Below are 24045 nucleotides of genomic sequence, written 5' to 3'. Positions count from 1 at the left end.
TGAATACGTTTGTTAGAAATCAAAAGAAGCACCTATTGCTGGTACAAATGCGTTTGTTTTATACCTGCCAGAGAATCCACCTTCATCGAAACTTGATTGACGATTGACAGATGAAGCAAATTCAAGTGCACCCATTACCGTCCACCTTTCAAAAGGCTTGTAAGTAAGTCCAGCCGACAATATGCCGCGGTTAGCATCCGGCAACTCAGGCGTTACATACCCATCGCGTACAGGTGTCGGGTCATAAGCAGCACCAGCCATCACCGCAACGCGGTCGCTTACTGTATAGTGCCCACCTACGCGTACCGATACAGTATTGCGGTAGTTGCGTACCGAGCTTTGATCTTGTAACTGAGGAGTATTGTTCTCGTAATTGATATCTAAATTGTCAAAAGCGCTCCAGCCAACGATATTGATATCACCCTGCAGCGTCAGGCACTCGTTCACTGCATATCCAACACCAAGGCTGGTCACCATCGGCATCGGCAGGCTAGAGCTGAATGCAGTGTAAGGGAATGCTGTTTGCAGTGATTGAGGTACAGTGAAAGATGCATAGCCCCTGTCCACGTCCATATTCACTTTCGATCGGAAATTGAAACCAACTTGTACTTTTTCTGAAGCGTTGATATGCACACCGGCATTAAAACCGAAGCCATGACCGTTGCCCGCTAGTTCTACACGGCTGTCAACATTGTTCTCATCCGCTATCGGCACTGCGCGACGAAGCTCCATACGTCCTGTTGCATATATCAAACCGATGCCCGCTGAAACTACTTCGCTGAACTTATAGCTAACAGTTGGCTGGATAAATACCGTATGCAGATTTGCTTCCTGTGATACGTAACGACCTCTCCAGTTATCATCCCATTTTACACCGTTGCCAAATGGTGTGTAGATGCCTACGCCGATACTTACCGGGCTCCTCCACGAGGTAGGACCGCCAGCATAGATGCTGAAAGGAACAAAAGTCTGCGACTGAGTTTCTGCTTCGTATGTACCTGTTGACTCAACGTATTTGGTGTGTGGCGTCACGAAAGCTGCACCCGCGTATATCTGCCAATGGTCCATAGCTGTCATACCGCCGGGATTGTAAAAAATGGTCGACATATCCCAGGGTACTGCTGTACCGCTACCACCCATGGCTATTTGCCTCAGGCCCTGCAGGTTCAATTGATAACCTGCACCATAAGACATGGCCGATGAAAGCGCTAGCGTAGTAGCGATCAAAACATGTTTCTTCATAAGAGATGATTTGTAAAATCAGCCATCAAATTACCTCTAATAACCCTAAAAAGCAATACGGCTGGCCATAAAGGCAAAAAATCAGGATTTTTTAGCTGGCGACCCCTATAGTGGTAACACTGATGGTCACGCCCGGAACTGTAAGCAGTGCCAGCGCACAGGCTTCTATAGTAGCGCCGGTGGTGAGCACATCATCCAGCAACAGCAGGTGTTTGCCTTCAATTTCTTTGGGCGACTTGATGGCAAATGCATCTTTCATGTTTTCGATACGCTCTTCACGGCTTTTCTGCGTCTGGCTTTCGGTATTCCGTACACGCTCAATGACATCAGCCAATACCGGCAAACCTAAGACACTACTCACTCCTTCGGCTATGCGCTGGCTCTGATTATAACCGCGCAGTTTTTCCTTTTCCGAGTTCAGCGGTACGGGCACTATCGCATCTATAGAAGCCGCCCAGTCTGTCTGTTTGAGATCGTATCCCAGTTGTTTACCCAGGTATAAACCTATATCCTCGCGGTCGTTGTATTTCAGTTCGTGCAGCAGGTGTTGCAACAAACCTTCGTTGGTGAAATAGGCAAATGAGGTACCTTTTTGGACCGGCACCCGGCCGGCAAAACGCATCGCAGTTTCGTTTTCGGCAATGTGATGGTAGGCTGTGCGGGGTATGTTATATACGTTACAATTCAAACACAATATATCTTCTTCCTCAAGCAGAGACTTATTGCAACCCATACATAAGCGCGGGTACACCAAATGGCCCAATCCTTTCACTATTTGCCGGATCATTTTAAAACAACAGGCGGTAAATATCCTCCACCTTATTGGCAGTTTTTATTTCGATCTTGTAATTTTTCTTATCCAGGCCTTTGGCATTGACTTTGGGTATGAAAATGGCGTCCAGCCCCAGCTTATCGGCCTCAGCTATCCGCTGATCAATACGGTTCACTGCCCTTATCTCGCCTGATAGACCTATTTCGCCCACAAAGCAAATGTTAGATGGTAAAGCTTTGTCTTCGTAAGACGATAGCAACGAACATACTACTGCCAGTTCTATTGCGGGATCTTCAATTTTCAGCCCACCGGCTATGTTCACAAACACATCGCGCGTACCAAAGTGGAAACCGCCACGTTTTTCGAGAACCGCCAGCAATAACTGTAACCTGCGCAGGTCTATACCGCTCACTGTGCGCTGCGGCGTGCCATACACTGCCTGTGTTACCAGGGCTTGCACTTCTATCATTAGCGGACGAAGACCTTCCATAGCGGCAGCTATCGCTACACCGCTCAACGGTTCTTCATGCTGCGACAATAATATTTCGGATGGATTGGTCACAGGCCTCATACCACGTGTCACCATTTCATAAATGCCCAACTCCGAAGTAGAGCCGAACCTGTTTTTGGTGGTACGCAGTATGCGGTAGGCATAATGACGGTCGCCTTCAAATTGCAACACGCAGTCTACCATATGCTCCAACACTTTGGGTCCAGCTATCGATCCCTCTTTGGTGATATGACCTATTATACAAACAGGTATGTTAGTTGCCTTGGCAAATCGCTGCAACTCAGCCGCGCTTTCGCGCACTTGCGACACACTACCTGCCGGCGATTCCACGAACGGTGATTCGAGTGTTTGTATCGAATCCACAATCAGCAATTGCGGCTGCACTTTCTTCACTTCCTGGAACAGCGTATGTGTATCTGTAGCCGTGAGTAAATACAGGTTATCGTTTTGTATTCCTATACGTTGTGCTCTAAGTTTTATCTGGTTAGCGCTCTCCTCTCCCGATACATACATCACACGCAGGTTCTTCCATAGCAGCGCGCATTGCAAGAACAATGTTGACTTACCGATGCCTGGCTCACCAGCCACAAGCACTACAGAACCTGCAACCAAACCACCACCCAACACACGGTTCAATTCACTATCGGGTGTTGCTATTCTTTGTTCTTGTGTAGTAACGAGTTCGGAAAGCTTGTGTGCTTTCTGTTGCTCCTTCGCACCGTCGTTCCATATCGTTTCTATCTTCGTTTTATCATCACGCTGCACCAGTTCTTCAACAAATGAATTCCATGCACCACACGAAGGACATTTTCCATTCCACTTAGGAGATTCGTATCCGCATTGCTGGCAGAAGTAAGCAGATTTTGTTTTGGGCATAATTGTTTTAAAGATAGCAGAAATGAAAAAGAGCCACTGGAAGAATCCGGCGGCTCTTACTTACTAACCCATTAAATTCACAACTTGATACAAATGTAGCAATCCCCCGGCTAGGAAAAAAATGGTTTTCCTGACTGGCTTGTAGTTTTTTTAAATATTAAAAGATATACATATTGTATAAAAAATCAATTATGTTGACTGTCAGTATTTATGATATATTTTATCATATTAGGCAGCCAAAAATCATCATTTTGGCAGTAGACAATTAACATACATAGTTTATTTATATAATAAATAATGACAATTCAATAATCTCCTATTATTAATTATTATACACAACACATTAGTCGCAGCTGTATTTTGCAAACGCAACAACCATATATATGAACGAGACAATTGCACCAATACCTCGTAAATTCTTACCAAAAGACTTTACCGTTACCACCTGGGAAGTATTGAAACCATATTTTGACGAGCTGAAAGATCGTCCCATCCACACAAGGGAAGGTCTTGCTGACTGGCTGTCTGATATCAGCGAACTGGAAGCTGTGATCAGCGAAGACGCCAGCTGGCGCCAGATCAAAATGACCTGCGACACCACCAACCAGGAGTACGAGCAGGCGTTCACCTATTTTTGTCTTGAGATAGAGCCGAAGATGAAACCATACTTCTTTGAGCTGAACAAAAAGCTGTTGGCTTCGCCGTACCTGAAGGAGCTGGACGAGGCGGTGTATTACCCTTACCTCCGCAGCGTGAAAAATGCTGTTGACCTGTACCGTGAACAAAACATACCCTTACAGGCGGAGATGAGTGTATTAGCTCAACAGTATGGTGTGATATCCGGCAAGATGACGATTATGCTGAATGATAAGGAGTACACGCTCCAGCAAGCAGCCAAGTTCCTGCAAAACCCCGACCGCACGTTGCGCGAAACTGTGTTCCGCAAAATCTCAGAACGCCGCCTGCAAGACAGGGAACAACTCACCGAACTCTTCAATAAACTTGTGGAACGCCGCGGCAAAGTAGCCGACAATGCGGGCTTTGAGAATTACCGCGATTACAAATTCCGCGAGCTGGGCAGGTTCGACTATACACCTAATGATTGTTTTGCCTTCCACGATGCAGTGCGCGAGCACATACTGCCGCTGCAGAAAATGCTGGTAGAGCACAGGAGAAAAAGGTTAGGCCTTGACACACTGCGCCCGTGGGATACCGATGCCGAACCGGCAGGTACCCAGCCGTTGCATCCGTTCGAAAACGGTAAGGAACTGGCAGATAAAACGATAACTGTATTCAACAATCTGCGCCCTTATTTCGCTGATTGTATCAATACCATGGTAGACATGAACCGCCTTGACCTGGAAAGCCGTAAAGGCAAAGCGCCCGGCGGCTACAACTGCCCACTGGCGGAAACAGGCGTGCCTTTCATCTTCATGAACGCAGCCGGCACTATGGGCGATTTGATCACCATGATGCACGAAGGCGGTCACGCAGTACACTCGTTCCTGTCACACCCGCTGCCGTTGTCGTCGTTCAAAGAGTACCCGATGGAGATAGCAGAACTGGCCAGCATGAGCATGGAGCTGTTCTCTATGGAGCACTGGAATGTATTCTTCAGCAACGAAGGCGAATTGCATCGCGCGCAATTGGAAGAACTGGAACGTGTCATCAGCGTATTGCCATGGATTGCTACTATCGATAAATTCCAGCACTGGATCTATACTACGCCAAATCATACCGTTGAGCAACGCAAACAACAATGGTTGAGCATACTCGACGAATTCTCTACCGGTGTTACCGACTGGAGTGGCTTTGAAGACTACCGCGCGCACTTCTGGCAAAAACAACTGCACCTGTTCGAAGTACCATTCTATTATATAGAATACGGTATCGCACAACTGGGTGCCATAGCTATGTGGCGTCAGTATCGTCAAAACAAAGACCAGGCGTTGGATAACTATATGAAAGCACTTTCGCTGGGTTATACCAAAACGCTGAAGGAACTGTATCAAACCGCTGGTATCAAATTCGACTTTTCACCAGCTTATGTTGCTGAGCTAGGCTCGTTTGTAAAAGAACGCCTGGATGAGATGGGTGTGAAAGCAGAATAGTTATACCTTATTATTATATAGCAAGCCCGGACAAACAATTGTCCGGGCTTTTTCTATGGGTTGCAATTAGAAATGGCACCAGATTTGATGATATATAAGCACGATAAATTTCCTTCGGGAAAAACAATGAAAAAATACCTTTGGTTCTTAACACCACTCTTACTGGGGCCGTCGACATGATGTTGTTCAGTAAAACCTTTTCCCTTATTTCCGCCGCCAGCGATGCTTCTGTATGGACAGGCTTAGTGCTGCTGTGTATATTAGCAGCAGCCAACTACTTTGCCGGCGCATACCTCTTAAAAATTACCAAACAAACCAGATAAAATGAAACGCATCATTTTGATTGGCGTTGGCGCTATCCTAGTGACCATCGCCATGGCAGCTTCGTGTACCCGTATCGACGCAGGTCACGAGGGCATTAAAGTAAACCTGTACGGTACCGGCAAAGGCGTCAGCAATGTGACACTTGTGACGGGTCGTGTATTCTATAACCCCATCACAGAGAGTGTGTACGAGTTCCCTACATACATACAAACGATGGATTATGGATCTTTTACGGTCAACGCGAAAGACGGTAGTGTGTTCACAGTAGACCCTACGATATCGTACAACGTGATACCCGGTAAAAGTCCACACATCTTTGTGAAGTATCGTAAAACCATCGACGAGATCACGGCGACTACTTTGCTCAACTATGTGAAGGATGCTTACCGCATACAGTTCAACAACTACACAACCGAAGAGATCATCAGTAACCGTCAGCGTTTTGAGCATGCAGTGGAAACATCGATGCGCGAGCAATTTGCACGCGATGGCTTTCACCTGGAGCAGCTGACCAGTGGCCTGCAATACCCTGAGGCCATCACCCAGGCCATCGATGCAAAGAACCGCGCGGTACAGCAAGCCATGCAGGTAGAGAACGAACTAAAGGTTGCCGAAGCGCAAGCCCGTAAGCTGATTGTTCAAGCCGAAGCTGAAAAGAGAGCCAACGAACTGAAACAACAATCCTTGACACCGCTGCTGATACAACAGCAGTTCATTGAAAAATGGGATGGCCGCACGCCGTTGTATGGAAATGCGCCGGTAATGTTTAAGAACGTTCAGTAACGAAATAGGCAAAACTAAAACGGCTGCCAAAAGGCAGCCGTTTTTCTATTCAAAAAGATAAGAAGCTTTCTCCAGGCTATCGGGTTTGCCTACATCAATAAACACATTGCCTGTATGATCGAAACCTTTTATCAGGTATTCTTCGGCAAAATGCAGGTATACATCTATCATCGAGAACTTACCTTCAAAAGGCATGTCGAGTATTTGCGGTGTCAGGATCTGTATGCCACTAAAAGCCATAGAGCGGAATGAAGTCGGGCGTACAATGCGTTGCTTACCGGTTTCTTTGTTCTCCCATCCGCATAATATCATCTGGTGATCAAACAACAGCTTGCGTGACGAATCCCTATCCATCACCGCCAGTGTAGCGAAAGCCAGATTGCGGTTGTGTTCTTCTATCAGTTTATTCAGGTCAAGGTTGGTGAGTACATCTACATTCATCACAAGAAACGATTCTTCATCCCTGAAATGCTCGGCTGCCTTTTTCAAGCCGCCACCCGTCTCCAGCACCTCGTCGCGCTCGTCCGATATCGTCACCCAGCTACCGAAACCACTGTTCTCTTCTATTACCTCTATTATCTGGTCGCCGAAGTGGTGTACGTTCACCACCACATCCTCTATCCCGAACCGCTGCAGGTAGCGGATATTATGCTCCAACAAGGTCTTCCCGTTCACCTCAGCCAGTGCCTTCGGATGGTGATCCGTAAAGGGCTTCAGCCTCGTACCCAGACCCGCTGCAAATAGCATTGCTTTCATGCTGCGAAATTAGATGTTGGATGTTAGATATCAGATATTGGATATTTTACCATCTGATTTCAATTTTAATCCAACATCTACTATCCAATATCGCTCCAGCAGCATTACCTTTGCCTCCTCAAATTTTATACATATGTCTTTAATGGTAGTAGGCACTATGGCCTTCGACGCGCTTGAAACACCATTTGGTAAGGTTGACCGCATAATAGGCGGATCAGCTACTTATGCTGCACTGGCGGCTTCTTACTTCACCCAGCCTATCAAACAAGTGTCTATCGTCGGCGGCGATTTTCCCCAAGCTGAAATGGACAAACTCGCTGCACGCGGTGTTGACCTGGAAGGTGTAGAGGTAGTAAAAGATGGCAAGAGCTTCTTCTGGAGCGGTCGCTACCATATGGACATGAACACCCGCGATACGCTGGTAACTGAACTGAATGTACTGGCACAGTTCGATCCGAAACTGCCTGCAAGCTATACTGATGTTGAATACCTGATGCTGGGCAACCTTTCTCCTGATGTACAGATCAGCGTGATCAACCAGCTGAAGAGTCGTCCAAAGCTGATCATTATGGATACGATGAACTTCTGGATGGATATCGCACTGGACAAACTAAAAGAAGTGCTGGGTATGGTAGACCTGCTGATGGTGAACGACAGCGAAGCACGCCAGCTGAGCGGTGAGCACTCACTGGTTAAGGCTGCGATGAAGATCCAGGCTATGGGTCCAAAATACCTTATCATTAAGAAAGGTGAACACGGTGCCCTGCTGTTCCACGGTCGTCGTGTATTCAGCGCACCTGCACTGCCTCTGGAAGATGTGTTCGATCCAACAGGTGCCGGCGATACATTCGCAGGTGGTTTCATTGGTCACATTGCACGCACAGGCGATACCTCTTTCGAAGGCATGAAGACTGCCATCATCATGGGCTCTGCAATGGCTTCTTTCTGCGTAGAGAAATTTGGTCCCAACCGTTTGGAAGAACTCAATGCTGCAGAGATCGACGAACGTGTAAATCAATTCGCCGACCTCGCCAACTTCAAAACAGAAATGGTACAGGCTTAATTCCTGTTGAAATATTGTACAGATCCCCGCCCACAAGGCGGGGATCTTTTTATTCAGTGACGGAAAGTAGAAAACAAAAACGCGCCCCGCTTGTCAGCGGGGCGCTCGTATATATTGATCGGCATAAACGCCTACCTAGTTTTTGATGTGCGTACCGTTGTGGCTTTTTTCGCCCAGCATAGCCAGTACTTTTTCACGTGCTTCATGAGTCAGACCGCTTAGCTCGTGGCTTAACGATTCCATCAGGTGTGTAAGACGCGTACCTGTGCTGCCGGCAAATTTTGTCCAGCTATCTTTCCACTCTTCGGCCTGGTGACCCAGTTCGCTTGTCAGTTCGCGTCCTTTTCTTGTGCGCGACAATGCATACAGTATAGCTGCCGCACCGGCCACTCCTAATAATATTGCTGTGCTCTTTTTCATATCGTTACGTTTTGCAGGGCTTCCCCTTTTAGTACACCTCTAGCTGAAAAAAGACCGTGCCAGCCGCTTCCCTACTGCATTCCAGTTTTTAACGCCCCTTTGGCACGTTTTTATTTTAACACTTGCCAGATGAAAATCTATCACTATGAAAAAAGTACTACTACTCGCTGCATCTGCATGTCTATTTGCAGTGTCGGCAAATGCACAGGTAAGGTTTGGTCCTGAGGTCGGAATTACCAGCAATAGCTTTAATTACGATATCGACGATATCGATGAGTCCTCAAACACAGGTTGGCGTGTCGGTGCCGCTGTTGACATATGCCTGGCCAGCCACCTAACGCTACAGCCAGGTCTGTATTGGAGCCGCAAAGGTGGTGAGCGTGACTTTATCAGGTCTACCGCTGTGGTGACTCCATTCAACAACAATGTGGTGATCGTTAATGGCGCCGAGGTTGAAGAAAAAGTAGACCTCAGCTACCTGGAAATTCCACTATTGCTTAACTATTATTTCGATGCAGGTCCCGGACGTATATTCGTTGGTGCAGGTCCTACATTGAGCATCGGTATCAATGGCGACTATGGACGCAAAATACACACACCTGGTAATGGTGTTGTAGCAGAAGACGAATTTGATATCGACTTCGGTAATGATGGCCATATCAAAGGAACTGACTTTGGCATTATGGCAAACCTGGGTTATGATTTCGACTTTGGCCTGTTTGTTCGTCCATTCGCCAACTGGGGCCTGTCTGATCTGTCTAACAACGACAATTTCACTATCCATAACCGCACATGGGGTATTGGTTTAGGCTATTGGTTCGGCAATCATCATAACAAATAACAATACGAACCTGGAGTACGTTCATTTACATAGTATAGAGCAGCCCCGGAACATCCTGTCTTTTTAAGCGCGAAATGGAACGGATACCATTCAATTCCTGGATCTTGTTTCATAACGAAACACTTACCAACCATGCTTAAACCTTCCCGGAACCGCTTTTTCAACATTTATTTATGAACAATCAATTTTATCTGTTATGAAGAAATTACTACTAGTTGCTGCTTCTGCAATGTTGTTTGCAGGTTCGGCAAATGCACAAGTGAGGTTTGCACCAGAAGTGGGTTTTAATATCAGCAAGCTCCACTACAACACTGACTTCGATGTAGCTGATGACTGGAACCTGGACGAGAAAAGTTTTACAGGTATCCGTGCGGGTGTAGCCGTAGACATCTGTCTTGCCAACCACTTAACGCTACAGCCAGGTATTTACTACAGCAGGAAAGGTGGAGAACGTCTCTTCACATTCTGGAACAACCGGCCGGTTGTAACCCCATTCACCGACAATGTCATTCTTGGTAATAATCACGTTATTGCGGATGGGTCTACAATACAGGAACGCGTAGTTCTGAGCTATATTGAGATCCCGCTGTTGCTTAACTATTATTTCGATGCAGGTCCAGGCCGAATATTCATAGGCGCAGGCCCTACATTCAGTTTCGGTGTTAATGGCGATCTGCATCTTGAGATCGATCAGCCTAATAACGGTGTCCATGATCTTGACAATGAATATGACTTAGACTTCGGGGACGATGGTCTTCTGAGGGGTTCAGACATAGGCATCATGGCTAACGTAGGCTACGATTTCGATTTTGGCTTGTTTGTACGCCCATTCTACAACTGGGGTCTGTCTAATCTCTCGCACCAGGATCGCTTCGACAACATCGACATCCACAACAGAACGTTTGGTGTTGGTTTCGGCTGGTGGTTTGGCGGCAAAAACAAAAATTAGAACAGCACATAAGAACATAAATTCCACATTTTTAAAAGAAGCCCCGGCAGTCCCGGGACTTCTTTTTTTTGGGGAACTTAGCAATAAGAAGGTGAGCTCATCTAAAAGGAAAAATCAAGCTGCGTGATTTTTCCTTTGCCAATTTTTCTAAGCCGGTTCACATCCCGCTCACTTTGAATAGGTTAAAAGAATAAGTCACCACGAGGTCGTATGAGCCATCCTCATTCAGGCTCATCCGGGCACGCTTTTTTTTAACATTTCGTAACCATCAAATTGGACAACCGTTATGAAGAAATTATTCCTACTCGCCGCATCTGCATGCCTGTTTGCGGTTTCTGCAAACGCACAATTACGATACGGACCTGAAATAGGATTGAATGTGAGCAAGTTCGATTTCGATCCGGATATGGGTGAAGAGTCTACCAACATAGGCCTGCGCATAGGTGCGGCAATGGACATCTGCATTACTGATCACTTTACCATACAGCCGGGCATTTACTACAGCATGCGGGGTGGCGAAAGCGACTTCACGCTGCTGGGCAACGACGTAGAGTATAATGTTAACCTGGGCTATATTGAAATACCATTGCTGGCTGAGTATTACATCAACGCCGGCCCCGGTCGTTTCTTCCTCGGTCTTGGCCCTACGGCCAGCATCGCTATCAGCGGTAAAACTAAAACCATTACAACTACCCCGGGGGGTGTAGAAAGCAAAATTGAGGACGACATAGACTTTGGTTCTGATATCAACCAGCTCGACCGTTCGGACATTGGCCTTATGTTCAATGTGGGTTACGATTTTGATATGGGCCTGTTCATACGCCCTTTCTACCACATGGGCTTGTCTAACCTGTCTAACAACAGCACGTTCGACGCGCACAACCGCACCTTTGGTGTGGGTGTTGGCTGGTGGTTTGGCGACGATCTGTAAAACAGTACGAAAACATAATACTCTCATTTCCATGAGGACAGCCCCGGACATACTCCGGGGCTTCTTTCATTAAAACTTAATGAACCTCAGTCCATTATTTATCCGTACCTTCACTATATCCTTTTAGCATTACTGGGCCATCAGCAATGAAAACGTACAAGGGCCCATGAAGCAATGCAAGTATTTCACCTCATTTTTTCCAGGAATAAGATCATTTCGTGTACACAGGTCAGCACTCCGCCGGAGTTTAACGGAAATGTCCGCACCAAAACGGCAGGCAACATACTGGTGTCTGCATATATACGCGCCCGCAGCGAAGAGAAGGCTATTGAGATTGGCAAAGAACTGCTGGGAACATTTGCTTCAGCATAACTCTGGTTTATTTTCGGTAACTTGTAGTAGGTGCGCCAGATAGCACACCCAAACGGCCATGCAACATACTTTTAGATTGACCTTCTCGCTCGACGATATATTGTCGTGCATAGAGGTCTATGACCCACCACCTTTCGATGGCGATATTAGTTGCCGGCAACACGGCAAATTCCTGACCTCGGCCTATGTACGCGCCGAGACTGAAGAGGATGCCCGCAGCATAGCCGACGACCTGCTGGACGCATTTACGGCTGCAGCCGGCTAAAGACTGCTATTTCATCTGTTCCAGTATCGCATCGCTGATCTCGCACTCGTGGCGCTTCAGGTCTTCGGGCACATCGGGGGTTACAAAGTGGAAACTGCAGTCCTCTCCCTCGCCCTCCATACGCAGCTCATACTCACGGCTATAGTCGCCCTGGCTGGCGCACAGCAGTATATACTGGCCCTTGTCATCTTCCATGCTCCTGAAGCCGCACACCGACTCCTTACCCTCTATCATAAATCCCATTTCAAACTGCACTTGTTGCATAAAGGTCCTTTTTACTGATGGGCTAAAAAGGATGTGCCAGTGCTTACAGCCGCTGGCTAATAGACATGGATACAGTAACTTAGCCTATATGGCTAAGGCAAAGAAAACCGATAAGGACCATAAGGCAACTGCCAACGAGGCAGTACAGGAAGCAGCTGAACAGAAAAAGGAACGCGACCAAAAACAGGCCCACCTGCTCGATAAAGTAGACGAGATCAACTCCCGCAAAAAGAACGAGATCCCTGGCAAAAAGCTGGAAGAGAAAATGAAGGATAAGTAGAGGGCGTTATGTAGCCAGCTGCAATCTTTCTATTGAGCACTCACGGCGTTGGCACCGTTCAGGTTTCGGATAGCTACTGAATGGAACTTTTCTTTACTTTCTGTTCCGCCATCTTTACTAAGGCGCTGAACTCGTCGTGATTTGAAGCCAAATTCGTAAGACCGCGTATTCCATACTTCATCTCAGACAACGCATCTATAATTTCTACCTCACTTTTTGTTATTGGATTATGCACCAAATTGTAGTCAAGCTTAATTTCTACTCGATCTAATAGTTCATTGAGTGTTGGATCAATCACATAACCGTGGGGTTTGTCGCGCATTAATTTGATTGGTGAAGTAATGGTACCCAAGGCATATACCCCAGAACTGGTGCCACCTACCCAAAGAATAAACTTGTCATTCTCTTTAATCAAACCCTTATGCTGATTCACCATCCAATTCCAATTGGTTGCGTCAACGGTTTCTGTCAAAGCTTCTATAATCCTGTAACGTTTCGGAGTAGCTTGAAATACCCAGTAATTCATGTTAGATGACATTTTAAGAGTTAGTTCGGTGCTTTACAACTTTAGCTACGCATCATAATACAAGAATGACTGTGGTGGATGCAAATTAAAGTCAGAACGTAAGCACAGGGGCTTTTTGTACCTACGAGTGCATTTGATTTTAATAGCAAAGCCTTTTTTCTTATCCCCGAAATAACTGTAGAAATAATCTTCGTTGATGCCTGCATACTCGCGGGTTTGCTGCCAAAGTGTATCTAAATCGTCGCTAATAATCGACTCGATATCAAACTCGCCTATAACTTTCTGAGTTGGTGACGAGGCATACACTACAACAGTTTTTACGGCATTCTTAAAGATTGCTCGACGAAACTCAAATTTCTTGGTACCATCAAAAATTTTCTCCGCGAATTCAGGTTTAATTGACAATACGACCTTCATGAGAATAGCTAAACATTAATCAAACCAAAAGTAATAAGTAAATGATGACAAGACGAAAATCATAAAACAATTTATTACACACCAGCTAACTTAATAAGTTTAGACAGGTTAGCAGGCTCAATTTGGGTAATAGTTTTAACTGCGTCCATGTTTGGAAGTATCTTTTCATCCAACATCTCTCTAAGAGTAATTCTGCGCCTAAATGAGAAAGCATACAAGAAGTTAATTACAAAGGGCCTACTAAGAGGATTTCTATTCCAATAGCCGAGCAATTCTTCGGGCTTTAAAACTGTGCGCTTCCGACATAGCTGGAGCAGTTCGTCAAACGATGGAATACCGTCTACTACGTTTTCAACAATGCCAATAGTCGTTGCCACCCCTTTATATATCCCCCCGGTTCGGTAAAAAACTATGATATCACCTGGAGCTAGCAATCTTGTTGGTGAATGCGAAACATAAATCTTGCTAATTGCGTTGCGATGTGGTTCGTTCTCAACAAAATCAACCGCGGACTCTGTATTAAGTTTAGAATCTGGAAGTAACTCTGTATGATATTCCGGCTTTATTGGAATTAGAAAAACATTTGCTTGTTTACTTAGCCTCGGGAATGTCGACTTAGGGTTTGAACGGTTTGCTTCCGGCCAAAGATTCCTTTTGTAAACCTTTTCCGATCCTGAAGCCGTTTGTTTAATCCCGTGATAGCGAAAGCCAAATTCCTCTAGCAACGAAATCAATCGAGCTTGCTCGGGACGTTTGTCAAATATTGTAACGTAGATTTCCTGAACTCGATAGCGTACAGCGTTGTCAAAAACAATCTTTAGAAAACGCTCTCCAATCTTAAACCCATTGCTAATCACTTTTAAGGTACCAATCTTAAGGCGCCTTTTCTTATCAAGAGTCGGGGTTATGTCTAAATAACTTTCTTGTTCGCGCTCCAGCTTAATAAATAAAAAAGCTGCAAGCACGCCCTCATTGTAACACACGTATGCAATCTCGTCTGACTTTCGATTAAACCATTGATCAAATCCGACGTAATCTTCTCGAAAGCTGTCAAAGAAAGTGTCTTTTAAGTCCACATTTCCAAAGTATTCCTTTTTAACCGACAAGACTTTGTAGTCTACAAGTGCGGGATTTTCGGCTGTAACTTTTTCTAAAAAGCTATCAATTCTAAACACGCGGTTAGAAATGCCTAAGGCTTTAGCCTTATGATGAATTTTATTATCCTCCGTTATCAAAAAATCTACTCGGTCACTGTAGACTTCGTTTAGTAACTGCGTGTCATTCTTATCATTTATACTTAAATCAAATTTTTTACCAATGGCTTCGATTTGACCGTTCAATGGCGCAACTGTTTTTAGAATGTTGTAGTTACCCAGCTTTATATTCATCGTCTTCACAGTTTCTTTGTTGGGATTTCTTTCAATCTCTTCAGAGGTAATCGGGTGAACACATTTTTCAAATTTTAGCCTATCTAGCCAGTTGAATAAAATACCTATATCATCCTTCACCACCTTATTGGCTTCTCTGTGAATAATGATATTGGTATCGAGTAGGATTTTCATACCCTAATTATATGACATATCAGACAAATACAAAACGTAAAAACACGGTATTTTTTTGATGTTGACCATTTTACACGCACATAATATTTTATCTAAGTAATTTTTTAATTGGGTTTAAAATCAAATTATTACCGCCACCGTGAACCCAATATTTTGACTCCCAACAATGTAGTGTCACCAATCCTATCTTTACCCGCCTGCCTTTTTATCAACGTCATTTAAAAACTGGCGTTATGCTTGAAATCATTGTTACCACTTCCTACGGTAGCTTCGACTGCACTATTGTGCAGCACAAAGCTGGGCTATACTTTGTTACGTTGCGCAGGCGCAATGCAGAAAAAGGCCGCGCTTACGAGATCTATTATGCCGAGTGTCGCATGTGCCTGGATGGGCAGGGCACCCCAAAATTGAAACGAGGGCCGAAATCCCAGCCGGAACCGTGGTACTGGCTGGAAATGGAATTTGTTGTGGGCAATCACATACTAGTAAACTCCTGATCGTTCGATGCCGTTATTAATTGACTGACAATTGGACAAAAAATCGTAAATTTGCTATAGATAAAACCGCACCCGTATGAGCACACCCTATCACTCCATACGCCACGCCGCCGCATGCCCGGCATTAACCATCACGACCAATTTTTTCTTTTTCAAAACCCTGAAAATGTAAACAAAAGTAAACATCCGCTGAGCCGGCAGGAGGTCAGCGACCTGCATAATTGTAGTCGTTCAAAAACGGCAACAATCTGTAACAAATTGGAAGGAAGATCCGCTACAGAAGCAGCATACGAGAATTATATCTACCTATTGGAGAAACGTGACGAGAGATTGAAAAACGACAACAAACTGTAACAATTTCCAACGAAAAACCGCTCTTAGAGCGGTTCTCGCCAGCCGGAGCGTTTTGGCGGTCCACGCCCGGCTGTAACAAACGGCAGCCGATATGGGTTCGACCACCAGGTTGCGTCTAAGATAGAGATTTTGTTTGTAGGGGCGCTGGAAAACGCCCCACACAAAACAAAAAAATAACAATAACGGGTTGCCGCCCATTACTGCGCGCGCAATATATGTAATTACAACTGTTACATGTATCTAATTAGGGTTATAAATATTGAAAAGGTTGGTTGTCAAATAGTTAAAAAACAGTGCATACTCATCGGCTGGTATGGCTTTTTAATGATTTTAGGGGCGCTAAAAAGGAGGTGGTTATGAGAGACAGAGATCCGAACAGAAGGGAACGTATGGCTAAGGCTGCCAAGCAGCAAAAGGTCATCAGTAAAGACGAGCTGGAAAAGCGTATCGACAACATCAACAAGGAGAAAGACGACAACGCCGGCATCCGCAAGCAGGAGGAACATGACCGTCAGCGCGAACGAGACCGCGATGACGGGCGCTCCAGATGAGCTTCCACAAATGAATCATAATGAGGAATCACCCCCTATCTAATTACTCAGCTGTCCTGATGAGCTTAGATGTTTGCAACAGGTTGCCGGTGGCGTTGTATATGCGCAGCACATACACGCCCGGTACCAGCGCACTTACATCTACACGCCCGGCAGCCTGGGCAATAGCCAGTTTGCCATCCATACCGGTAATGCTGAGGTTGCTGCCGTCGGGCGCATCCACATGCAGCACGTGCAGCACAGGGTTGGGGTATGCATGTATAGCTGGCGCCTCCACCTCGTCGACAGACACAGTGGGGTACTTATATAAATTGGAAGTAGCAGAACAACCGTTCACATCAGTCACCGTAACATGATACTCGCCACCCTCCGTCATCGTATAGTCTTGCGTAGTAGCACCTATTACAGCAATGTTGTTGCGGTACCACTGGTAGATGTCAAAAGCGCCGGTGCTCAGCTGCAGTCCGTTGCGCGTTATGATGGGTGCAGGCAGCGGGTTTACCGTAGCTACAAACGTGATGGTATCACTGGCCTTGCCATCGCTTATCTGGATCTTAAAAGTATCGTTGCCTTTGAAACCGGTAATTGGTGTGTAGCTGATGGCGTTGCCGGGAGTGATATTGGCACTACCCGCAACGGACGTATTAGAGCTGGAAAAACCACCTAGGCTGCCGTTCTTATAAGGCATGGCAGCTACACTCCAGGTAATAGATTGAGCAGGGTCGGTATCGTTGACATGCAGCAATGCAGTGAGCTGGTAGTCCTTACTGTTCTGGCACATGGTGATGTTCTGAAGATTGCCCGATATAGGCTTGGGAGCCGTGTTAGGAGTGGTAAAGCTCAATATAGCTCCGTTGACAGTACCTACCGAGTTCTGTCCTTTAATACGATAGTAATAAGTAGTATTAGCTATCAGGCCAGCGATAGTAGCTGTGGCAGTAGTGTTGACCGCATTAGCAGCTATGGGATTCTGCGAAGCGCTCACAGTAAACACACCCGAAGAAAGGCCCGGGCTGTTACTATACTCGAAACTTGCAGTAACAGTCGCACCATTCGCAGTGACGATACCTTCGAGGGTATAATTGGGCGAGCTAACAGTAACACCTGTTGTTGTAACCGATGGAGCCAGTGGTGTAGTGATCTCCACGCTGCCATTAGTATTGATGGTTCCTGTAGTGATGGCATAATTGCTCACCACACTGGTGCTCACCATAGACGAACCGCCGCCACCACCACCAGCACCGGTCACGCAAGTACCACCTGTGTTAGTAGCACCGCTACCACCACCGAAAAAGCCACCACCGCCGCCGCCACCATTGCCTACAGCATTGGCTCCTTGCCCAAAGCTGCCCATAGAGCCCGCTGTTGTAGTGCCGCCGCTGCAGCTACTGCCACCACCGGGGCCACCAATAGCTTGCGTACCGCCTTTGCCGCCCAGCGTAGCCGATGGAGCACCGTCCTGGCCGACGCCGGTAGTACTACCGCCACCGCCGCCAATATAACCGGTTGCACTTCCACCTCCACCACCGCCGCCGCCTGCGGCAACGATCACCCGGTTGCTGGTAGTAGTGCCCCCTATCCGGATGTCAGAAGCGCCGCCACCGCCACCACCACTGGTGCCGGGAGTACCGCCGCCATTGAAGCCGCCACTGAATGCAGTGCCGGCGCTGCCCACATATATATAGAGTACAGTTCCGGGACTAACGGCCAGCCTGCCGGTCACTTCACTACCACCGCCACCAGCTGCAGCTCCAGTGCCGGTACCGGCGCCACCAATGGCACCACGCACTTTTACATCAAGAAAGGTAACACCTACGGGTACAGTATAGGTTTGCACGCCATTAATGAAACTGAACGTAGTGACCTGCTGGGCAAAACCGATCCCGCATATTGCGGGACAAGCAACCATGAACAAAAGCAGGATCAGGAAAACCGGGCGGGTATAGTTCTTCTTCATAACAATAAACGTAAAGGGTCAGAAATCAAGCGTCAAAAATATAATGGAAATTTTACAAGCATTGTTAATGGGATGTAAACGATAAAACAGCAGTTAGGTGATTGTCAATGTTTAGCCGCCCGGCAGTATTTGAAAACAAGTGAGTTGCGGGATTCAGTAAATTTGTAGTCTATGTTCAGGATAGAGCGCCCTTACCAACCAGCGGGAGATCAGCCCCAGGCCATTGCCGAGCTGGTGAAGGGCTTAAAGGAAGGAGAACAGTTTCAGACGCTGCTAGGGGTAACCGGTAGCGGTAAGACCTTTACCATGGCCAACGTGATACAGGAGGTGAACAAACCTACCCTTGTACTCACGCACAATAAGACCCTGGTGGCGCAGCTGTATGGCGAGTTCAGGCAGTTCTTCCCCAACAATTCGGTGGAGTACTTTGTATCATACTACGACTACTACCAGCCCGAGGCTTACATCCCTACATCTGACACTTACATAGAAAAAGACCTGTCGATAAACGAGGAGCTGGAAAAGCTAAGGCTGCGCGCTACCAGCAACCTGCTTAGCGGTCGCAGGGATATAATAGTAGTAGCATCAGTATCGTGCATATACGGTATGGGTAACCCTACTGAATATGCCAACAGCATCATCCGTTTCAAACGTGGTGACAGCATGAGCCGGAATGGCTTCCTGCATAACCTTGTCAGCGCGCTGTATCATCGCAGCCAGGGAGAGTTTACACGAGGTACCTTCCGCGTGCAGGGCGATACCGTAGATATCAACCTGCCTTATGTTGATTATGGCTACCGCATCACCTTCTTTGGCGACGAAATAGAAGAGATAGAAAGCTTCGAGACCGATACCGGCAAACGCATAGCTCCTATGGAACATGCTGCCATCTTCCCTGCTAACCTGTACCTGGCACCTAAAAACATGATGACCCAGATCATTTACGAGATACAGGATGAACTGGCGCGGCAGGTAGATTATTTCAAGAGCATCAACAAACCACTCGAGGCGCAACGCATCAAAGAGCGCGTGAACTACGACCTTGAAATGATACAAGAACTGGGCTTCTGTCCCGGTATCGAGAACTACTCGCGCTTTCTTGACAGAAGGAATCCGGGTACAAGACCATTCTGCTTGCTCGACTATTTCCCAGACGACTTCCTGTTGGTAATAGATGAGAGTCACGTAACCGTACCACAGATAAGTGGTATGTATGGTGGCGATCGTAGCCGCAAGCTGAATCTTGTGGACTTTGGTTTCAGGTTACCGAGTGCTTTGGATAACAGGCCGCTCAACTTCCACGAGTTTGAAGGGCTGCTGAACCAGGTAGTGTTTGTAAGTGCCACGCCGGGCAAGTATGAATTGGAACAAAGCGATGGCGTATTCACCGAACAGATCGTAAGACCAACCGGGTTGTTAGATCCACCAATCGAGATACGCCCCAGCATCAACCAAATTGATGATCTGCTGGATGAAATAGACAAGCGTGTAAAAAAGAATGACCGTGTGCTGGTAACAACGCTTACCAAGCGGATGGCCGAGGAGCTGGACAAGTACCTAAAACGCATCAACATCCGCTCGCGCTATATACACAGCGAGGTAGATACACTGGAACGTGTAGAGATACTACGCGATCTGCGCTTGGGGAACATTGATGTATTGGTAGGTGTGAACCTGCTTAGGGAAGGTCTTGATCTTCCTGAAGTATCGCTGATGGCGATACTGGATGCAGACAAAGAGGGTTTCCTGCGCGATGAACGTTCGCTGACGCAGATGGCAGGGCGCGCTGCACGTAACGTGGACGGCCTGGTTATCTTCTATGCCGACAAGATGACCGATAGCATGCAACGGACTATAGACGAAACCGACCGACGCCGCGAAAAACAGGTGAAGTACAACGAAGCCAACGGCATAATACCGCGCACTGTACGGAAGTCTACCGAAGAGATATTCAAACAAACGTCGGTGCTCGACATCAAAGGCTACGACGACCAAAGCAAATATGCCGTACACCAGGAGCTAAGCCGCGCAGCGGAAGACGAGGTAGAATACCGCACCGCCGCGCAACTGGATAAACTGATAGCTGCAACACGTAAAGGCATGGAGAAGGCTGCTAAGGACCTGGATTTTATGGAAGCTGCCAAACTTAGGGACAAGCTCTTTCAACTACAAGCTGAGAAAGAGAAGATGAAATAAAAAGAGCTGTGTGCCCGCTACAAAAAACCAGAAAGTAGCAGGCCCACAGCAAATGGACGGCGTAGACACGCCATTCGTCCCTCAATTCTTACTTAAGCTCTTCAGGCCCGGCAGAGCGTCTTGAATTTATTGCCTCCGAAGCCTTTAGCTTTTTTATGACGTAAGCCACGCAGGCTGCAATAAGGAACAATCCAACATAGTATATCGGTGTTTCGGGTTCCTCATCCGGGTTGCCTTGTTCAAATAGTAGTGCACTTAAAAGAAGCGCTAATAAGAGTGTTTTCATAGCGATAGGATTATTTGTTTATAATGAGTTTTCGTGTAGATAATTCCTGGCCATCTTTAGTGATAGCAATGAAGTAGTTGCCGGAAACAAGACGGGTATGCAGATCGAGGCGCTTCGTCAGCGAGTGGCCGGCATGTTCATAGTTTTCGCGGTACACTGTTTTGCCCTGCACGTCTATGATGCTGAAATGATATTCACCGGGTGCAGCATTCTTCAGGTTAATATTGATGTTCTGCGCATCGGTTGGATTGGGATAAACAGTGATTTCGTCTTCATTGACTGGGTCATTCACATTCACCGGATCGCCGATGCTGAATGCTATATAGAACCTGTCTGCCGCGAGTGAGGCTGCATCGCCTGTAGTAGTAAAGTCTATATCTACCGGCTGCGACAAACTAAAGGCTTGCTGTGTCTGCAGGAACCGGTCTACGAGTCTTGCCTGCAGATCTGGTGTATTAAAGTCCGATTGCATGGTGAACCTGTACTTTGATGAACCACGCAGCTTCCACAGCTTTAAGTTCAAGGTATCACTCGCAGTTATATTGGGACGAGCTTCAAGGGTTAACACTTCATTGTCTCTGACTATACCTATGTTCTCGCCCATGTTCTCAGGTTTTCCTGCATCATCGGCGTCAACGCCACTAGCAAAACCACTATTGAAAAGCGCGAGCGTACCATCTGCTATCACCGGGGTTATGCCATCTTTCATGTAGCTTAGATGCATGCGCAAGCGCTCTGCGTTGCCGGTAGTCTTAAACCCAACATTGCTGCTGCTCGCCGCCTTTTGCGCTTCGCGTGCAGTGAAGCTGCCATTCCCTCCGGTAGCTTTTACAAAGAAACCCATACCCATCGGGATCAAAGAATTGGCGCTATTGTAGCTACCGCCTGTCACCGATGGGAAGAAACCATCGCCTCCGTCGAACATCACGTAACCGCCCAGGCCATAGCTGCCCACTAATCTCGGATCCCACAACCAAAACCTATTCCCAAGATTCACCCTATCCGATGCCGATACTGTCGAGAAATCAATGTGCGACGCATAAGGGTTGCCAAGCGCTACGAACTGATCTGCATCTATAGGGATCGCAGCCTGATCACCTTGTTTGAGCGTACCTTTTGACCTCAAGGTGGTTGCTGTTGCCTCCGATGTACTTGCACCGGGCAACACGGTCCGGTCACCACGCATGTACAGAAAATATGCTGGCTCGCTACTCAGCTGTTTTGTGTTGGTATTGCTGACCGGGTTACTGGTAAGACTCTGATTAGATACACTCCAGGCTAATATGGACATATTCGCCATTACTGTGTCAAAGCCATCGCTGATGTTAAACGTTGGACCGCATGTGATGATCGTTCCGTACCCCGGATTGGGATTGTGGTGAAGACCTGTAGCATTCTCCTGCCATGATTCCAGTATCGTTTGAGATCCCGAGGTGACTGGCGCAAGCAATCTCCACGCACGTTGGTTACCGGGCACTACAGGCACGTAACGCTCTACGGTAACATCACCGGAAATTCCTCCTGCGACGCCAGGCGCCACCCGCGCCGTTCCTGAGCTGGTGCTTTTGAGCGTAAGGAAGCCCCCAGTTGTTAGTATGCCTGACACTCTTGTAAGTGTTCCGGTAAAATTTGTTGCTCCTCCGATAGTAACTCCGGTGGCGTTCGCATACACCAGGTTGTTTACCGTATTATTCTCAAAACTGCTGGCAGGTATTGTTTGCGCAACCGTGGTTCCATTAATAGCAACTGTTCCGGTAGATGCCTTGATAAGCCCTGAAGCAAACAAGTTGATCCTTCCGGCAATTTCCAGTCGTCCAACTACGGTCACAAAACCGGTATCCAGGGTCAGGCATTTACACCGTCCTGTATCGCTCACTGCAATGTTGGGTTTGTTAGTAGTGTTGCGTATATATACCTGCTTCGTTGAGTCAGGAATGGTTGCGGGACTCCAGTTGCTTGCTGTTTTCCAGTTGGTGCTTGTTGCGCCTGTCCATATCGCTTCCTTGTTTAGCGTAAGAGATACTTCCTTGCTGACTTGTATAGCGCCATTGTTCTGTACGATAACTGCGCGATAGATATTGGTCCCCGTATCTGAAGCTGCAACTGAATTGATGGTAAACGTAGTGCTTGTTGCACCAACTATATTCACGCCGTTTTTCTGCCATCTGTAAGTGATGGTTTGCCCGCCCACAGCTGTTGCGGCGACCGTAAACGTCGCTTTATATCCGACACAGCCGACCACACTTTGTGGCTGAGTTGTGATGGTCGGCTGAGCAATGGCATCGTTGGCGCTGTTGAAAGAACAGGTGTAGAGTATGGTATCCGTTTGAGGGTTTACGAATATCAATGAATAGGTTGTGCTAGTAGGTAAGGGGGTCGAGCCGTACAAGCAATAATTGACCCGGTTATTAGAGCCGTTGACAGTTAATGTCGAAGCCGGCCCAGCAGTATCGGCTACTGACACAGAATCATCATAGAATGCTTTTATCGCTGGAATAGGACTTGGTGCACTGCCCCACCTTGCTTGAAAGTTTCCGGCTTTAGTACTACTTGGAACTGTAGCATAAGAGGTACCGGCGAAGTTGGCAGCGGTGGCGTTGCCGTTAACACCTGGGCAACTGGTTGCGCTTGCGCTACCTGAGGTGTAGTTTTCAATCCTGGTAGGGCATTGGGCTGAGATTTTAGTGCTGAGGAGGCACATGATCATGGCGATAAGGATAAAGAGTTTGCCGTGCATAAAATTTCTGGTTTTGCACCAAATGTATATGTACAGCTAGCCCCTGTAGTGCTTTTGGGTGGCCACTTTGCGAGCACTTAACCGCTCGCTAACCCGGCCTTAACATATCGATTCATCAAGTCTTTGACTGCGATAGAATTGATTAAAAACTGGAGAATAATTTTCGAAGAGCGTAGCAATATGCCAAACAACATATTGCTAA

The 24045-nt window shown here is 46.9% G+C and carries 24 protein-coding genes; 12 read left to right on the top strand and 12 right to left on the bottom strand.

Annotated elements, in window-relative coordinates; all coding sequences use genetic code 11:
- Positions 1 to 12: 12 nt before the first annotated feature.
- The 3 genes from P2W83_RS08245 to radA form a co-directional block, all read right to left on the bottom strand.
- Positions 13 to 1242 (bottom strand): OmpP1/FadL family transporter, encoded by a 1230-nt coding sequence (locus P2W83_RS08245; protein WP_276133240.1) that lies wholly within the window; start codon positions 1240 to 1242, stop codon positions 13 to 15.
- A gap of 91 nt (positions 1243 to 1333) precedes the next feature.
- On the bottom strand, positions 1334 to 2029 hold the full coding sequence (locus P2W83_RS08240) for a ComF family protein (RefSeq protein ID WP_276133239.1): 696 nt from the start codon (positions 2027 to 2029) through the stop codon (positions 1334 to 1336).
- A gap of 1 nt (position 2030) precedes the next feature.
- The gene (gene radA, locus P2W83_RS08235; RefSeq protein WP_276133238.1) at positions 2031 to 3401 is read right to left on the bottom strand and encodes a DNA repair protein RadA; all 1371 of its coding nucleotides are present in this window, start codon (positions 3399 to 3401) and stop codon (positions 2031 to 2033) included.
- Positions 3402 to 3784: 383 nt separating this feature from the next.
- On the opposite strand from radA, the gene P2W83_RS08230 reads away from it, so the two are divergent.
- Positions 3785 to 5512, top strand: coding sequence for a M3 family oligoendopeptidase (locus P2W83_RS08230; protein WP_276133237.1), 1728 nt, complete (start codon positions 3785 to 3787; stop codon positions 5510 to 5512).
- A gap of 324 nt (positions 5513 to 5836) precedes the next feature.
- Complete coding sequence (locus P2W83_RS08225) at positions 5837 to 6619, top strand: prohibitin family protein (protein WP_276133236.1); 783 nt, start codon at positions 5837 to 5839, stop codon at positions 6617 to 6619.
- A 45-nt stretch (positions 6620 to 6664) separates the two neighbouring features.
- On the opposite strand, the gene P2W83_RS08220 is transcribed toward P2W83_RS08225, so the two are convergent.
- Positions 6665 to 7375 (bottom strand): nucleotidyltransferase family protein, encoded by a 711-nt coding sequence (locus tag P2W83_RS08220; RefSeq protein ID WP_276133235.1) that lies wholly within the window; start codon positions 7373 to 7375, stop codon positions 6665 to 6667.
- A 133-nt stretch (positions 7376 to 7508) separates the two neighbouring features.
- Between P2W83_RS08220 and P2W83_RS08215 the strand changes: the two genes are divergently transcribed.
- Positions 7509 to 8438: a PfkB family carbohydrate kinase gene (locus P2W83_RS08215; RefSeq protein ID WP_276133234.1), complete on the top strand. Its 930-nt coding sequence runs from the start codon at positions 7509 to 7511 to the stop codon at positions 8436 to 8438.
- 135 nt (positions 8439 to 8573) lie between these two features.
- Here P2W83_RS08215 and P2W83_RS08210 read toward each other — a convergent pair whose 3' ends face one another.
- Positions 8574 to 8858 (bottom strand): YtxH domain-containing protein, encoded by a 285-nt coding sequence (locus P2W83_RS08210; RefSeq protein ID WP_276133233.1) that lies wholly within the window; start codon positions 8856 to 8858, stop codon positions 8574 to 8576.
- A 145-nt stretch (positions 8859 to 9003) separates the two neighbouring features.
- On the opposite strand from P2W83_RS08210, the gene P2W83_RS08205 reads away from it, so the two are divergent.
- The 5 genes from P2W83_RS08205 to P2W83_RS08185 all read left to right on the top strand — a co-directional run bounded on the left by P2W83_RS08205 (position 9004) and on the right by P2W83_RS08185 (position 12216).
- On the top strand, positions 9004 to 9699 hold the full coding sequence (locus tag P2W83_RS08205; protein WP_276133232.1) for a porin family protein: 696 nt from the start codon (positions 9004 to 9006) through the stop codon (positions 9697 to 9699).
- A gap of 196 nt (positions 9700 to 9895) precedes the next feature.
- On the top strand, positions 9896 to 10648 hold the full coding sequence (locus P2W83_RS08200; protein WP_276133231.1) for a porin family protein: 753 nt from the start codon (positions 9896 to 9898) through the stop codon (positions 10646 to 10648).
- A 286-nt stretch (positions 10649 to 10934) separates the two neighbouring features.
- Positions 10935 to 11579, top strand: a complete 645-nt coding sequence (locus tag P2W83_RS08195) for a porin family protein (RefSeq protein ID WP_276133230.1) — start codon at positions 10935 to 10937, stop codon at positions 11577 to 11579.
- Between the two features lie 174 nt (positions 11580 to 11753).
- Positions 11754 to 11951 (top strand): hypothetical protein, encoded by a 198-nt coding sequence (locus P2W83_RS08190; protein WP_276133229.1) that lies wholly within the window; start codon positions 11754 to 11756, stop codon positions 11949 to 11951.
- A 58-nt stretch (positions 11952 to 12009) separates the two neighbouring features.
- Entirely contained in the window at positions 12010 to 12216 is a 207-nt protein-coding gene (locus tag P2W83_RS08185; protein ID WP_276133228.1) for a hypothetical protein, read from the top strand.
- 6 nt (positions 12217 to 12222) lie between these two features.
- On the opposite strand, the gene P2W83_RS08180 is transcribed toward P2W83_RS08185, so the two are convergent.
- Positions 12223 to 12480, bottom strand: a complete 258-nt coding sequence (locus P2W83_RS08180) for a hypothetical protein (protein WP_276133227.1) — start codon at positions 12478 to 12480, stop codon at positions 12223 to 12225.
- An 88-nt stretch (positions 12481 to 12568) separates the two neighbouring features.
- On the opposite strand from P2W83_RS08180, the gene P2W83_RS08175 reads away from it, so the two are divergent.
- Positions 12569 to 12760, top strand: a complete 192-nt coding sequence (locus P2W83_RS08175) for a hypothetical protein (protein WP_276133226.1) — start codon at positions 12569 to 12571, stop codon at positions 12758 to 12760.
- Between the two features lie 73 nt (positions 12761 to 12833).
- On the opposite strand, the gene P2W83_RS08170 is transcribed toward P2W83_RS08175, so the two are convergent.
- From P2W83_RS08170 to P2W83_RS08160, 3 genes are all read right to left on the bottom strand, one after another.
- Entirely contained in the window at positions 12834 to 13286 is a 453-nt protein-coding gene (locus P2W83_RS08170; RefSeq protein WP_276133225.1) for an EVE domain-containing protein, read from the bottom strand.
- A gap of 45 nt (positions 13287 to 13331) precedes the next feature.
- The gene (locus P2W83_RS08165; RefSeq protein WP_276133224.1) at positions 13332 to 13703 is read right to left on the bottom strand and encodes an ASCH domain-containing protein; all 372 of its coding nucleotides are present in this window, start codon (positions 13701 to 13703) and stop codon (positions 13332 to 13334) included.
- Between the two features lie 74 nt (positions 13704 to 13777).
- A complete protein-coding gene (locus P2W83_RS08160) occupies positions 13778 to 15265 on the bottom strand; it encodes a PIN domain-containing protein (RefSeq protein ID WP_276133223.1) in 1488 nt (495 codons plus the stop codon).
- A 233-nt stretch (positions 15266 to 15498) separates the two neighbouring features.
- On the opposite strand from P2W83_RS08160, the gene P2W83_RS08155 reads away from it, so the two are divergent.
- Complete coding sequence (locus P2W83_RS08155) at positions 15499 to 15762, top strand: hypothetical protein (protein ID WP_276133222.1); 264 nt, start codon at positions 15499 to 15501, stop codon at positions 15760 to 15762.
- A gap of 710 nt (positions 15763 to 16472) precedes the next feature.
- Positions 16473 to 16667, top strand: coding sequence for a hypothetical protein (locus tag P2W83_RS08150; RefSeq protein WP_276133221.1), 195 nt, complete (start codon positions 16473 to 16475; stop codon positions 16665 to 16667).
- A 43-nt stretch (positions 16668 to 16710) separates the two neighbouring features.
- On the opposite strand, the gene P2W83_RS08145 is transcribed toward P2W83_RS08150, so the two are convergent.
- Positions 16711 to 18624: a glycine-rich protein gene (locus P2W83_RS08145; RefSeq protein WP_276133220.1), complete on the bottom strand. Its 1914-nt coding sequence runs from the start codon at positions 18622 to 18624 to the stop codon at positions 16711 to 16713.
- A 171-nt stretch (positions 18625 to 18795) separates the two neighbouring features.
- On the opposite strand from P2W83_RS08145, the gene uvrB reads away from it, so the two are divergent.
- The gene (gene uvrB, locus P2W83_RS08140) at positions 18796 to 20820 is read left to right on the top strand and encodes an excinuclease ABC subunit UvrB (protein ID WP_276133219.1); all 2025 of its coding nucleotides are present in this window, start codon (positions 18796 to 18798) and stop codon (positions 20818 to 20820) included.
- Positions 20821 to 20908: 88 nt separating this feature from the next.
- On the opposite strand, the gene P2W83_RS08135 is transcribed toward uvrB, so the two are convergent.
- Both P2W83_RS08135 and P2W83_RS08130 read right to left on the bottom strand, forming a co-directional pair.
- Positions 20909 to 21106 carry a hypothetical protein gene (locus P2W83_RS08135; protein ID WP_276133218.1) on the bottom strand — a complete coding sequence of 66 codons (198 nt, stop codon included), beginning with the start codon at positions 21104 to 21106 and terminating at the stop codon, positions 20909 to 20911.
- A 10-nt stretch (positions 21107 to 21116) separates the two neighbouring features.
- A complete protein-coding gene (locus tag P2W83_RS08130) occupies positions 21117 to 23843 on the bottom strand; it encodes a T9SS type A sorting domain-containing protein (RefSeq protein WP_276133217.1) in 2727 nt (908 codons plus the stop codon).
- Positions 23844 to 24045 lie beyond the last annotated feature (202 nt).

It is taken from the genome of Polluticoccus soli, from assembly GCF_029269745.1.
Classification (GTDB): Bacteria; Bacteroidota; Bacteroidia; order Chitinophagales; family Chitinophagaceae; genus Polluticoccus; species Polluticoccus soli.
This window is presented reverse-complemented; position numbering and strand designations above follow the sequence as displayed.